13 protein-coding genes are annotated in these 12,269 nt (G+C 68.0%); 6 read left to right on the top strand and 7 right to left on the bottom strand.

The window, feature by feature from the left end:
- Nucleotides 1-4: 4 nt before the first annotated feature.
- Nucleotides 5-571, top strand: coding sequence for an NUDIX hydrolase (locus MMG85_RS14055; RefSeq protein ID WP_241046590.1), 567 nt, complete (start codon nt 5-7; stop codon nt 569-571).
- A 5-nt stretch (nt 572-576) separates the two neighbouring features.
- Here MMG85_RS14055 and MMG85_RS14050 read toward each other — a convergent pair whose 3' ends face one another.
- From MMG85_RS14050 to prmC, 4 genes are read right to left on the bottom strand one after another with little or no spacing between them, the layout of a single operon-like run.
- Nucleotides 577-1,086 (bottom strand): DUF4019 domain-containing protein, encoded by a 510-nt coding sequence (locus MMG85_RS14050; protein WP_241046589.1) that lies wholly within the window; start codon nt 1,084-1,086, stop codon nt 577-579.
- 17 nt (nt 1,087-1,103) lie between these two features.
- Nucleotides 1,104-2,018, bottom strand: coding sequence for a dienelactone hydrolase family protein (locus MMG85_RS14045; RefSeq protein WP_241046588.1), 915 nt, complete (start codon nt 2,016-2,018; stop codon nt 1,104-1,106).
- A gap of 12 nt (nt 2,019-2,030) precedes the next feature.
- A complete protein-coding gene (pip, locus tag MMG85_RS14040; protein ID WP_241046587.1) occupies nt 2,031-2,972 on the bottom strand; it encodes a prolyl aminopeptidase in 942 nt (313 codons plus the stop codon).
- A gap of 30 nt (nt 2,973-3,002) precedes the next feature.
- Nucleotides 3,003-3,875: a peptide chain release factor N(5)-glutamine methyltransferase gene (gene prmC / locus MMG85_RS14035; protein WP_241046632.1), complete on the bottom strand. Its 873-nt coding sequence runs from the start codon at nt 3,873-3,875 to the stop codon at nt 3,003-3,005.
- 368 nt (nt 3,876-4,243) lie between these two features.
- Between prmC and ahpC the strand changes: the two genes are divergently transcribed.
- From ahpC to MMG85_RS14010, 5 genes are all read left to right on the top strand, one after another.
- Nucleotides 4,244-4,807, top strand: a complete 564-nt coding sequence (ahpC, locus tag MMG85_RS14030) for an alkyl hydroperoxide reductase subunit C (RefSeq protein WP_055940616.1) — start codon at nt 4,244-4,246, stop codon at nt 4,805-4,807.
- 237 nt (nt 4,808-5,044) lie between these two features.
- On the top strand, nt 5,045-6,631 hold the full coding sequence (gene ahpF / locus MMG85_RS14025) for an alkyl hydroperoxide reductase subunit F (protein ID WP_241046586.1): 1,587 nt from the start codon (nt 5,045-5,047) through the stop codon (nt 6,629-6,631).
- Between the two features lie 71 nt (nt 6,632-6,702).
- A complete protein-coding gene (gene oxyR / locus MMG85_RS14020) occupies nt 6,703-7,674 on the top strand; it encodes a DNA-binding transcriptional regulator OxyR (protein ID WP_241046585.1) in 972 nt (323 codons plus the stop codon).
- Between the two features lie 111 nt (nt 7,675-7,785).
- Nucleotides 7,786-8,226 carry a nucleoside diphosphate kinase regulator gene (gene rnk / locus MMG85_RS14015; RefSeq protein ID WP_241046584.1) on the top strand — a complete coding sequence of 147 codons (441 nt, stop codon included), beginning with the start codon at nt 7,786-7,788 and terminating at the stop codon, nt 8,224-8,226.
- Between the two features lie 1,069 nt (nt 8,227-9,295).
- Complete coding sequence (locus MMG85_RS14010) at nt 9,296-10,261, top strand: transaldolase (protein ID WP_241046583.1); 966 nt, start codon at nt 9,296-9,298, stop codon at nt 10,259-10,261.
- Nucleotides 10,262-10,514: 253 nt separating this feature from the next.
- On the opposite strand, the gene msrA is transcribed toward MMG85_RS14010, so the two are convergent.
- The 3 genes from msrA to MMG85_RS13995 are packed head-to-tail and all read right to left on the bottom strand — an operon-like array spanning nt 10,515 to nt 12,191.
- Nucleotides 10,515-11,165 (bottom strand): peptide-methionine (S)-S-oxide reductase MsrA, encoded by a 651-nt coding sequence (gene msrA, locus MMG85_RS14005; RefSeq protein ID WP_241046582.1) that lies wholly within the window; start codon nt 11,163-11,165, stop codon nt 10,515-10,517.
- Nucleotides 11,166-11,214: 49 nt separating this feature from the next.
- Nucleotides 11,215-11,484, bottom strand: a complete 270-nt coding sequence (locus MMG85_RS14000) for a DUF2007 domain-containing protein (RefSeq protein WP_241046581.1) — start codon at nt 11,482-11,484, stop codon at nt 11,215-11,217.
- Between the two features lie 38 nt (nt 11,485-11,522).
- Nucleotides 11,523-12,191 (bottom strand): glutathione S-transferase family protein, encoded by a 669-nt coding sequence (locus MMG85_RS13995; RefSeq protein ID WP_241046580.1) that lies wholly within the window; start codon nt 12,189-12,191, stop codon nt 11,523-11,525.
- Between the last annotated feature and the right edge of the window lie 78 nt (nt 12,192-12,269).

Raw genomic sequence — 12,269 nt, 5'->3', positions numbered from 1 at the left:
CCGCATGAACGAACGCGACGACAACAAGCGCAAGGCGCCCGCCGAGGTGGTCTGGCAGGGCAAATACCAGCGGATGATGGTGCGTGGCACGTGGGAATACGTGGAGCGCGCGCACGCCGGCGGACTGGCCGCGATCATCATTGCGGTGACGCCGGACGACGATGTGCTGTTCGTCGAGCAGTTCCGCGTGCCGTTGCAGGCGCGCACCATCGAGATGCCGGCAGGTCTGGTGGGCGACATCCATGCCGGCGAATCGATCGAAGTCTCCGCCATCCGCGAGCTGGAAGAGGAAACCGGCTGGACCGCCGACCACGCCGAGGTGCTGATGATCGGCCCCACGTCGTCGGGCAGCAGCAGCGAGAAGATCGCCTTCGTCCGTGCCACCGGCCTGCGCAAGGTCGGCGATGGCGGCGGCGATGGCGACGAGGACATCACCGTGCATGCGGTTCCGCGCCCGCGCGCGGCGGCCTGGCTGGCGCAGAAGATGGGCGAAGGCTACGCGCTGGATGCCAAGCTCTGGGCCGGGCTGTGGATGATCGACCACACGCTCGACGGCACGCCGCGCGGCTGAGGCGATCAGGCGACCTTGACGGCGTAGCCGGCCAGGCGCCAGACGCCTTCTTCCTCCCGCCGCAGGGTGACCACCTCGCGGTGCGGCAGTCCGATCGACCCGAACTTCACCGAGAACTCGAGCACCGCATAGGTCCCGATCTGCCAGCGCGTGCGTTGCGCGGGCTGGTCGACCCGCACCGCGACCCATCGCCGCGCCGTGCCGCGCCCGAGTTCGCGATGGCGTTGCTCGAGCTGGCCGAGGAAGGATTCCTTCGGCATGCCATCGCGCATCGTCGCCGACGCGGCCGACCACAGGATCTCGTGCTGACCCTGTTCGATGGCGTTGATGAAGCGCATCGCCGCCATGCCCAATCGCGGAACGTCGACGTCCTCCAGCCCGATCCTCGCCGCTGCCTGTGCTGCCACTTCCGCCATCGCGCTGCCCTGCCCGTTGATCCGGTGAGGTCGCGGCCCGCGCATCGGGCCGGCGACACATTCCCGGTTTGTTCGTGCCGCGGTGGCGGCACCGGACATGGCGACAGGCGCGCGGGTCAGCCGAGATGCTGGCGCAGGAAGGCCAGCGTGCGCTGCCAGGACAGCTCCGCCGCAGCCTGGTCGTAGCGCGGCGTGGTGTCGTTGTGGAAGCCGTGGTTCACGCCCGGATAGACATGCGCCGTGTAGGGCACGCCGGCCGCCTGCAGTTGTTGCTCGTAGGCCGGCCAGCCGGCATTGACGCGCGCATCCAGTTCGGCGAACTGCAGCAGCAGCGGCGCCCTGATGCGCGCGGCCTCCTCCGCTGACGGCTGGCCACCGTAGTACGGCACGCCAGCATCGACCAGGTCAGGCAGTCGCGACGCCAGCAAGTTCGTCACCAGCCCGCCGAAGCAGAAGCCGATCACGCCCAGCCTGCCGCTGCTGCGCGGCAGCGCATCGGCGAAGCGCGCGGCGGCTTCGAGATCCGCCATCACCTTGTCGCGGTCGAGCGTGGCCTGCATCTCGCGACCGGCATCGTCGTTGCCCGGATAGCCGCCCAGCGGATACAGCGCATCCGGCGCGAACGCGATGAAGCCGGCGACCGCCAGCCGGCGCGCGACATCTTCGATGTACGGATTCAGGCCGCGGTTCTCGTGCACCACCAGTACGACAGGATGCCGTCCTTCCGCACGCGGCATCGCCAGCAGGCCACGACCCTCGCCATGGCCAAGCGGTGCGGGGAACGTGCGATAGACGGTGGTGATGCGTGGGTCATCGGTCGCGACCTGCGCCGCGAAGGCATACTGCGGAGCCAGCGCCGCCAGCAGCGCCGCTGCCGTGGTGCCGCCCACCGCGAACTGCGCCGCGCCAGACAGGAAACCGCGCCGGTCGACGCGGCCATGCACGTAGTCGTCGTACAGATCCAGCACGCGCTGGTCGAAGGCGGAAGCCGGTGTGCGCTGTTCGTCCATCGTGTTCCCCTCGGTGGTCATGAAGGCTTCGGGTCAGGCGAAGGCGTCGGTCGCGCGCACCAGCGCATCGACGTTCTCGGCCTCGAACGCCGAGTGGCCCGACGCCGGGGTGATTTCGAGCGTCGCCTTCGGCCAGGCCTTGTGCAGTTCCCAGGCATTGGCGACCGGGCAGACCACGTCGTAGCGGCCATGCACGATCACGCCCGGGATGTCGGCGATGCGCGAGGCGTCGCGCAGCAGCTGGTCTTCGACCTCGAAGAAGCCGCCGTTGACGAAGTAATGGTTCTCGATGCGCGCGAACGCCAGCGCGAACTCCGGCTCCTCGTGCCCGCTGACGAAATCCGCATCTACATGCAGGAAGCTGGTCGCGCCCTCCCACACGCTCCAGGCCTTGGCGGCGGCCAGGCGGGTGGCCTTGTCGTCGGAGGTCAGGCGACGGTGGAAGGCCGAAATCAGGTCGTGGCGCTCGACCGACGGGATCGCGGTGACGTAGTGCTCCCACGCATCCGGGAACAGGCGGCTGGCGCCTTCCTGGTAGAACCATTCCAGTTCCCAGCGGCGCAGCATGAAGATGCCGCGCAGCACCAGCGCGGTGACGCGCTGCGGGTGCGTCTCGGCGTACGCCAGCGCCAGCGTGGAGCCCCAGCTGCCGCCGAACACCTGCCAGCGGTCGATGCCCAGCGCCTCGCGCAGCTTCTCGATGTCGGCGACCAGGTCCCAGGTGGTGTTGTCGACCAGGTCGGCATGCGGCGTGGAGCGACCGGAACCGCGCTGGTCGAACAGCACGATGCGGTACTTGGCCGGGTCGTGGAAGCGGCGCATCTTCGGGCTGCAACCGGCGCCGGGGCCACCATGCAGCAGGACGACCGGTTTGCCGTGCGGATTGCCGCACTGTTCGTAGTAGAGCGTATGGCGGTCGTCGACCTTCAGCGTGCCGGTGTCGAAGGGCTCGATGTCGGGATACAGCGTGCGCATGGGCGGCATGTCCTGGAAGAAAGCGACAGTCTAGCGGCTGCGATCTTGCCCTTCCGTTACGCGCCCCAGCGTCACCCGGTCGCGCTGCTCCAGGTCGGTTTCCGTGGCGACTTCGACGAAGCCCGCCGCTGCCAGCAGCGCGCGGATCGCCTCGCCCTGGTCCCATCCATGTTCCAGCAACAGCCAGCCGCCGGGCCGCAGATGCGCCGGTGCGGCCGCGACGATCTCGCGGATGGCCTCCAGTCCGTCCGGCCCCGACGACAATGCCGTCGGTGGCTCGAAGCGCAGATCGCCCTGCCCCAGATGAGGATCGCCCTCGGCGATGTAGGGCGGGTTGCTGGCGATCAGATCGAAGCGCTCGCCAGCCAGCGGCGCCAGCCAGCTTCCGCCGCGGAACGCGACGTTGCTGATGCCGTTCGCCGCGGCGTTCGCCCGCGCGACCTGCAGCGCGTCTTCGCTGACATCGGTCGCCACGACCTGCGCCAGCGGCCGCTCGCTGGCCAGCGCGAGCGCGATGGCGCCACTGCCGGTGCCCAGGTCCGCGATGCGCAGCGGGCGGTCGTCGGGCAGCCGCGCCAGCGCCAGTTCCACCAGACGTTCGGTTTCCGGGCGCGGGATCAGCGTGGCAGGCGAGACCTGCAGGTCCAGCGTCCAGAACCCGCGACGGCCCAGCAGGTAGGCCAGCGGTTCGCCGGCGGCCCGGCGCTGCAGCAGCGCCTGGAAAGCCGCCGCCTGGGGCGCGGGCAGCGGATCGTCGCCGTGGGCGAACAGCCACGCACGTTCGCGCTGCAGCACGTGCAGCAGCAGGTGTTCGGCCTCGTGGCGGGCGTCCGGCCCGGGCAGGCCCAACGCGGCGGCACGCAAGGCCAGGTCAAGGCGGTCGGTGGGCAGGTCGGCAGGCATCGCCGGGCATGGTACCGGGCCGCGCGCCGCCCCGGACGCCGCCGCATCGCGGCGCTGCACCATCATGGTGCTCAATCGCGTATGGAGGGAGGAAGCCCGGCGCAGGCCGTCCGACAGGCGATTCTCGACGCCGGCCGGCGCGGTCGAGTCTCCATCATCGGCCAAGGCGCGACCCGCCAACTCATTGAAAAACCGGGATTCACACCCAAGATCGGTACCGGCGGTGGCCGTGCTGGCGAGCCTGTTCAGGCGCTCCGATAGCCAAAGACTATCTATCCAATTCCATCAATCGATTTGAGATATCAATAGCCCCTGCCTACCATGGCGCCATCGCTTCACCACACCCACTCCACTCACGAGGATCTCCGATGTCCCTGATCAACACCCCGGTCCAGCCGTTCAAGACCACCGCCTTCCACAACGGCGAATTCGTCGAAGTCACCGACGGCACCCTGAAGGGCAAGTGGTCGGTCCTGATCTTCATGCCGGCCGCCTTCACCTTCAACTGCCCGACCGAAGTGGAAGACGCTGCCGCCAACTACGCCGAGTTCCAGAAGGCCGGCGCCGAGGTCTACATCGTCACCACCGACACGCACTTCTCGCACAAGGTGTGGCACGAAACCTCCCCGGCGGTGGGCAAGGCCCAGTTCCCGCTGGTCGGCGACCCGACCCACCAGCTGACCCGCGCCTTCGGCGTGCACATCGAAGAGGAAGGCCTGGCCCTGCGCGGCACCTTCGTCATCAACCCGGAAGGCGTCATCAAGACCGCCGAGATCCACAGCAACGAAATCGCCCGTGACGTGTCGGAAACCCTGCGCAAGCTGAAGGCCGCGCAGTTCACCGCCGCCAACCCCGGCCAGGTCTGCCCGGCCAAGTGGAAGGAAGGCGCCCAGACCATCGCCCCGTCGCTGGACCTGGTCGGCAAGATCTAAGCATTTCCGCAGCACCGCGCGTTCCTCGCCGGGACGCGCCAGTTCCATCGCATCACGCCACTCCGGGCCACCGGCCCGGAGTGGCTCTCTCTCGGACGTTTGCAGCAGCGGCATGCGCCGCTCGCCGGCTCCTCTCTCCCTGGCCGGCTCCCTCCCCCGGCGCATGCCGCTCCTGCAAACGCCTGACCTTCCCTTCCCCGGTTCTCTTCCCAGAATCCCTCCACGGAGACGTTCGCCATGCTGGACGCCAATCTGAAGACGCAGCTCAAGGCCTACCTGGAAAAGGCCGTGCGCCCGATCCACATCACCGCCCACCTGGACGGCAGCGACGCCTCGTCGCAACTGCAGGCGCTGTTGCGCGAACTGCAGGACGCATCCGCGAACATCCATGTCACCGAACAGCAGGGCGGCGAGCGCACGCCGTCGTTCTCGCTGACCTCGCCCGGCCATGACATCCACCTGACCTTCGCCGGCCTGCCGATGGGCCACGAGTTCACCTCGCTGGTGCTGGCGCTGCTGCAGGTCGGCGGCCATCCGTCGAAGCTGGCGCAGGATCTGATCGAACAGATCGGCACGCTGGACGGCGACTATCGATTCGAAACCTATTTCTCGCTGTCGTGCCAGAACTGCCCGGACGTGGTGCAGGCACTGAACCTGATGGCGGTGCTCAATCCGAAGATCCAGCACGTCGCCATCGACGGCGCGCTGTTCCAGCAGGAAGTCGAACAGCGCGAAGTGATGTCGGTGCCGACGATCTTCCTCAACGGCGAGGTGTTCGGCGCCGGCCGCATGGGCGTGGAAGAGATCGTCGCCAAGCTGGACACCAACGCCGGCGAGCGCGAGGCCGAGAAGATCAAGGCCAAGGCGCCGTACGACGTGCTGGTGGTCGGTGGCGGGCCCGCCGGTGCCGCGGCTGCGATCTACGCCGCGCGCAAGGGCATCCGCACCGGTGTGGCGGCCGAGCGCTTCGGCGGCCAGGTGCTGGACACCATGGCGATCGAGAACTTCATTTCCGTGCCCTACACCGAGGGCCCGAAGCTGGCCGCGGCCCTGGAACAGCACGTCAAGGACTACCAGGTCGACGTGATGAACCTGCAGCGCGCGGAGAAGCTGGTGCCGGCCGGCGCCGACGGTCTGGTCGAGGTGCAACTGGCCAACGGTGCGTCGCTGAAGTCGAAGACCGTGGTCCTGTCCACCGGTGCGCGCTGGCGGCAGATGAACGTGCCCGGCGAGAACGAGTACCGCAACAAGGGCGTGGCCTATTGCCCGCACTGCGATGGCCCGCTGTTCAAGGGTAAGCGGGTGGCGGTGATCGGCGGCGGCAATTCCGGCGTGGAGGCAGCGATCGACCTGGCCGGCATCGTGGCGCAGGTCACGCTGATCGAATTCGACAGCCAGTTGCGCGCGGATGACGTATTGCAGCGCAAGCTGCGCAGCCTGCCGAACGTGCGCGTCGTCACCAGCGCACAGACGACGGAAGTGCTGGGCGATGGCAGCAAGGTCAACGGTCTGGTCTACAAGGACCGAACCGGCGGCGACACGCACCGCGTCGAACTGGAAGGCATCTTCGTGCAGATCGGCCTGCTGCCGAACACCGAATGGCTGAAGGGCGTGGTGGACCTGAGCCCGCGCGGCGAGATCATCGTCGACGACCGCGGCCAGACCAGCGTGGCGGGCGTGTTCGCCGCGGGCGACGCCACCACGGTGCCGTACAAGCAGATCGTCATCGCCATGGGCGAAGGCTCCAAGGCCGCGCTCAGCGCCTTCGACCACCTGATCCGCACGTCGGCGCCGGTGGAAACCCCGGACGCGGTCGCGGCATGATGCACCGGCGCGGGCCACGCAGGGTCCGCGCCTTCGTCGCACGCAAAGCCGTTCCCTGAGGGAGGAGTCCGATGAATCTCCGCGACCTGAAGTACCTGGTGGCACTGGCCGACCACAAGCATTTCGGCCGCGCCGCCGCCGCGTGCTACGTCAGCCAGCCCACGCTGTCGACCCAGATCAAGAAGCTGGAAGACGAACTGGGGGTGCCCCTGGTCGAACGCGCGCCGCGCAAGGTCATGCTGACGCCGGCGGGCCGCGACGCCGCCGACCGCGCGCGACGCATCGTGGCGGAAGTCGAGCAGATGAAGGAAGCCGCGCGCCGCAGCCAGGATCCGGAAGCCGGCACGGTGCGGCTGGGCCTGTTCCCCACGCTGGGGCCCTACCTGCTGCCGCACGTGGTGCCGCAGTTGCGCGCACGCTTCCCGCACCTGGAGCTGCTGCTGGTGGAGGAGAAGAGCGACGTGCTGCTGTCGCGCCTACGCGAAGGCAAGCTCGACGCCGGCCTGTTGGCCCTGCCGATCGCGGACGACCAGCTGCACACCGAATTCCTGTTCGAGGAACCCTTCGTGCTGGCCGTGCCCGAGTCGCACCCGCTGGCGCAACGCGCGTCGCTGACCCTGGCCGAGCTGTCGCAGCAGCAATTACTGCTGCTGGAAGATGGTCATTGCCTGCGCGAACAGGCGCTGGACGTCTGCCGCCTGGCCGGCGCCAACGAAAAATCCGAGTTCCGCGCCACCAGCCTGGAAACGCTGCGGCAGATGGTGGCGGCCGATGTCGGCATCACCCTGCTGCCGACGCTGGCGGTGAAGCCGCCGGTGGCGCGTTCGCCGAACATCCACCTGCTCGGCTTCAGCGATTCGCATCCGAGCCGGCAGATCGCGATGGTGTGGCGCAAGAGCTCGGCGATGAGCGAGTTCCTGCAGCAACTCGCGCAGGTGTTCCGCGAACTGCCAGCGGGGCTGCTTGAGCCGGATGCGCCCGCCCATGCCGCGGGGACCAGCGCCACCCGACCACCTGAACCGTCGCGTCCGCACATGGCTTGAAGGCATCGCGCTTCCGGGCTACGGTAAGCGCGCAAAACAGGACTCCGATGGGCGGCGCAGCAACGCGTCGCCCGTTTCTTTTTGCGCGACCCCAAAACCGAGAGAACCACGATGAACAACACCCGCACCAGCGGCCTGCCGCCTTCCCTGCCCCCGCTCGTGATTTCCAGCCGCGACCTGTCGCGTCTCGAAGCCCTGCTCGATACCCCCGTGCTGCGCCGGCATCCGGCGGCGCTGGCACTGATGGACGAACTCAACCGCGCCGACGTGCGCGCGCCGGACCAGATGCCGGACAACGTCGTGACGATGCACTCGCGCGTGGAATGCGATGACGAGCTCACCGGCGAGCATCACCAGCTGACGCTGGTCTATCCCCACGAAGCGAACGTCGAGACCGGCCTGGTCTCCGTGCTGGCACCGGTCGGCAGCGCGCTGCTCGGTCTGTCGGTGGGTCAGACGATCGACTGGCAGGCCGCCGGCAACCGCCCGTTGCGCCTGCGGGTCACCGCGATCACTTATCAGCCGGAAGCGAGCGGCGATCTGCATCGCTGAGTGCTTGCTGGATCGACATGCGGACCGTTGGCGTCGGCGGAAGTTGTCGACCATCGAACTCAAGCGCTCGCGGCGATTTTTATGGGTGGTTGGAGATGGTGCCGCTCGCCGCGGAGGCCCTACTTTTCTTTGCTTGTGCAAAGAAAAGTAGGCAAAAGAAAGCACACCCCGGCGGTCCGCCCGCCGCTGCGCGGCGGGTTCGCAGTCCCGGCGGGAATTTTCGTAAGGGCCATCCTGGCCCATACGGAAACGGCGCACGTCCTGTGCGCCGCCCTGCGGGTTTTACCCGCCGGGACTGCCGGACCTCAGGGGACCCAGGAGCCGAAGCGGACGCATCCGCACTTGCTGTTGCTGCTGCTTTTGGGCCCCCATGAGGCACGGCGAGTGGGCCGGGTAAAACCCGAAGGGCGCCGCCCCGGATGGGCGGCGTTTTCGTATGGCACACGGATGTGCCTTACGAAAATTCCCGGACCGCTCGCGGACCCTGCGCAAAGCGCAGGGCGTGCCGCCTGGGGCGTGTTTCTTTGGTCCCTTTCTTTGCACGAGCAAAGAAAGGGACGCCCCCGCGGCGAGCGGCACCATGCGTCGGCAGCAGAAAGCCTCGCCCGCAAGGCCACGGGCCCAAAAGCCATCGCGGATGTTGTGGCGCCCCATGGAGAGCGAAGACGCGGACTTCGTTGGCCCTCACCCCAACCCCTCTCCCGCAGGGAGAGGGGCTCAAGCGCGAGTCCGCCTGGCGAGTACGCTCCCGAGAGAAAGCAGGGATCACGCGCGGCAGTGCCGGGCATCGAGAAAAGTCCCTCCCGCAAGGCCATCAAAAGCAAGAGCCCATGGCGGATGTGGCAACGGCCAACGGATGGCGAAGACATGGACTTCGTTGGCCCTCTCCCCAACCCCTCTCCCGCAGGGAGAGGGGCTTGAACCGCGCGACCATGACCATCAAGCCTAGCTCGGCGACGAGCCGCACCATGCCAAAACAACGCCAATTCCCACCGCCTGCCACAAACCTCCGCACCGGGGGACAGGGCATACTTCCCCTCCCCATCCTCTGCCCCAGCCGAGCCACCGCATGAACTCCGCCGCCCCCAGCAAACTCCAGCAGCTCCGCGAACTCTCCGTCGTCGTCGCCGACACCGGCGACTACGACGCCATCAAGCGCCTCAAGCCGGTGGACTGCACCACCAATCCCACACTGGTGAAGAAGGCGCTCGACCTGCCGGTGTACGCCGACCTGATCGAAGAGCAACTCACCTGGGCGCGCGCGCAGGGGGGCGGAGAGGCGCTGGTGGACGAGATCGTGGACCGCCTGACCGTGGGCGTCGGCGTCAAGCTGGCCGGCCTGATTCCCGGCCGCGTTTCCACCGAGGTCGACGCCGACCAGGCCCACGACACCGCCGCCACCGTCGCCAAGGCGCGCAAGTTCGTGCAGATGTATGCCGACCAGGGCGTCGGCCGCGAGCGCATCCTGATCAAGGTCGCGTCCACTTGGGAAGGCGTGGAAGCCGCACGCGTCCTGCAGGCCGAAGGCATCGACTGCAACCTCACCCTGATCTTCAACCCCACCCAGGCGATCGCCTGCGCCGAGGCCGGCGCGTTCCTGATTTCGCCGTTCGTAGGCCGCATCCTCGACTGGTACGTGGCCAACGGCCAGGCGCCGGGGACCATCGATGAGGATCCTGGCGTGGTGTTCGTGCGCGGCGTGTATGCCGAGTTCAAGCGCCGCGGCTCGCCGACCGTCGTGATGGGCGCGTCCTTCCGTTCGACCGCGCAGATCGAGGCGTTGGCCGGCTGCGACCGCCTGACGATTTCGCCCGACCTGCTGGAGAAGCTGGAGCAGGAAACCGGCGAACTGCCGCGCAAGCTATCGCCCGGCGTCGCCGAAGGCGTGACGGCCGCGCCGGTGACGGCGGAGAGCTTCGCCGCTGCGATCGAGGCCGATCCGATGGCCAAGGAAAAGCTGGCCACCGGCATCGACGCCTTCGCCAAGGACCTGCAGGCATTGCGCGCGACCATCCGCGAGAAGCTGGCGGCCTGAGGCCGCCTTCGCGCCGACGACGAGCGCTTGCGCACCGAGGACTGACGGGTGGAAGCGCGGGCCAAGGACGGCGGGCACTGGCGCCGTTCCACCCGCCGCCCGGACACCGGCGGCAGCGCGTATGAAGCCGTTTACGTCCGTGGCATTACGCGGTTTCAGGGAAGACACACCGTGGGAGCGACATAAGTCGCGACGCTTCCACGGTCAGCTCAAACGGCAGCGCGACTGACGTCGCTCCCACAACCGCTCTGCCTCAGGCATCCAGCCCGATCGGACAGCTCACGCCGGTGCCGCCGAGTCCGCAGTAACCGTTCGGATTCTTCGCCAGGTACTGCTGGTGATAGTCCTCGGCGTAGTAAAACGGCGGCGCCGGGTAGACGACTTCGGTCGTGATGTCGCCGTAGCCGGCCGCACGCAACTGCTGCTGGTAGGCCTGCAGGCTGGCCTCGGCAGCGGCCTGCTGCTCCGGCGTGTGGCAATGGATGCCGGAGCGGTACTGCGTGCCCACGTCGTTGCCCTGGCGCATGCCCTGGGTGGGATCGTGGCTTTCCCAGAACACCTGCAACAGTTGCTCGAACGACACCTGCGCCGGGTCGTAGACCACGCGCACGACTTCGTTGTGGCCGGTCTGGCCGGAACACACTTCCTCGTAGGTCGCATTCGGCGTACCACCGCCGGCGTAGCCGACCGACGTGCTGTACACGCCGGGGACGTTCCAGAACTTGCGCTCGGCACCCCAGAAGCAGCCCAGGCCGAATTCGACCTGCTGCAGACCGTCGAATGCATCGCGCAACGGATGTCCGTTGACGAAATGCACGTTGTGCAGCGGCAGCGGCGTGCTGCGTCCGGGCAGCATGTCTTCCGCGCGCGGCATGCGCTGCTTGTAGGCTCCGATACCCAGCATGGTGAACCTCGTGGTCGTGGTCGTGGTCGTGGTCGTGGGGGAAGGCGGATCAGGCGGGCAGGATGCCGGCGCCTTCGCCATCGTCTTCCAAGATGGGGCCGTCGTCGCGCGATTCCAGTCCCAGCGCCTGCACGATGCCCTCTGCTTCAGGGAATGCCGGGTCCGGCACGCAGACCCGCAGCACGCCGAACAGCGGCAGTTCGCCCATGCCGCCCAGCAGCGATTCGCCGAACACGAACGCCGGGATCGCGGCCTCCTCCAGCGCGTGCTTGACCAGATGGGCGTCGAACAGGTTGTCGGCCAGGTAGACCACGCGCATGGATGTGTCCTCCGCCGCCAGCCTACACCGCGCGTCCGTTACAGCGGAACGCGCAATGCATCGGTGGCCGCGACCGATTCAGTTTCCGCCGCGGCCGCCGCGCGCCACTCGCGCATGGCCGGCAGCGCGAACAGCGCCTGCATGTACGCGCCTGCGGTCGCGTCCACCTCCACGCCGTAGCCCTCGAAGCGGATCGCCACCGGCGCGTACATCGCGTCGACGATGCCGAACCCGCCGCACAGGAAGTCGCCATCGCCACCGTGTGCTTCACGTAACTGTCGCCACAGGTCCTGCACGCGATCGATGTCGCGCTGGGCGGCGGCGTCCCAGCGGTAGGCGTCGGGCGTGCGCCGGCTGTTCATCGGCAGCTGCGTGCGCAGCGCCACGAAGCCCGAATGCATCTCGGCCGCCGCCGCGCGGGCCAGCGCGCGCGACTCACGGTCCTGCGGCCATCCCCTGCCGTCCAGCCAGCGCTCGTTGGCGTATTCGCAGATCGCCAGCGAATCCCATACGTGCACCCCGCCATCGTGCAGCGCCGGTACCTTGCCGGTCGGCGAGTGATGCCGGACCCCGTCGGCGAACCCGGGCGTATCCAGCAGCAGCCGGACCTCGTCGAAGGCCACGCCGAAGTGCCGCAGCAGCAGCCAGGGCCGCAGCGACCAGGAGGAGTAGTTCTTGTTGCCGATCACCAGGACAGGAAGGCTCATGCGAGGATCACTGCGACTCGGGGCGGTTCAGGATAGACCAGCGCGGCCACGGGACCGGCTAAACTTGCGTCTTTCCCC

It is taken from the genome of Pseudoxanthomonas sp. LH2527 (assembly GCF_022539275.1).
In the GTDB taxonomy this organism is placed as follows: domain Bacteria; phylum Pseudomonadota; class Gammaproteobacteria; order Xanthomonadales; family Xanthomonadaceae; genus Pseudoxanthomonas_A.
Note: the sequence above shows the minus strand (reverse complement) of the source record. Positions and strands in the feature narration are given on the sequence as shown.

Coding starts and splice junctions, on each gene's coding strand:
- MMG85_RS14000 (WP_241046581.1), bottom strand. CDS start 11,484: ATGCGCGTGGTCTACCTGGCCGACAACCTGTTCGACGCCCATCTGGTC.
- MMG85_RS14055 (WP_241046590.1), top strand. CDS start 5: ATGAACGAACGCGACGACAACAAGCGCAAGGCGCCCGCCGAGGTGGTC.
- ahpF (WP_241046586.1), top strand. CDS start 5,045: ATGCTGGACGCCAATCTGAAGACGCAGCTCAAGGCCTACCTGGAAAAG.
- MMG85_RS14010 (WP_241046583.1), top strand. CDS start 9,296: ATGAACTCCGCCGCCCCCAGCAAACTCCAGCAGCTCCGCGAACTCTCC.
- msrA (WP_241046582.1), bottom strand. CDS start 11,165: ATGCTGGGTATCGGAGCCTACAAGCAGCGCATGCCGCGCGCGGAAGAC.
- MMG85_RS13995 (WP_241046580.1), bottom strand. CDS start 12,191: ATGAGCCTTCCTGTCCTGGTGATCGGCAACAAGAACTACTCCTCCTGG.
- MMG85_RS14045 (WP_241046588.1), bottom strand. CDS start 2,018: ATGACCACCGAGGGGAACACGATGGACGAACAGCGCACACCGGCTTCC.
- pip (WP_241046587.1), bottom strand. CDS start 2,972: ATGCGCACGCTGTATCCCGACATCGAGCCCTTCGACACCGGCACGCTG.
- ahpC (WP_055940616.1), top strand. CDS start 4,244: ATGTCCCTGATCAACACCCCGGTCCAGCCGTTCAAGACCACCGCCTTC.
- oxyR (WP_241046585.1), top strand. CDS start 6,703: ATGAATCTCCGCGACCTGAAGTACCTGGTGGCACTGGCCGACCACAAG.
- prmC (WP_241046632.1), bottom strand. CDS start 3,875: ATGCCTGCCGACCTGCCCACCGACCGCCTTGACCTGGCCTTGCGTGCC.
- MMG85_RS14050 (WP_241046589.1), bottom strand. CDS start 1,086: ATGTCCGGTGCCGCCACCGCGGCACGAACAAACCGGGAATGTGTCGCC.
- rnk (WP_241046584.1), top strand. CDS start 7,786: ATGAACAACACCCGCACCAGCGGCCTGCCGCCTTCCCTGCCCCCGCTC.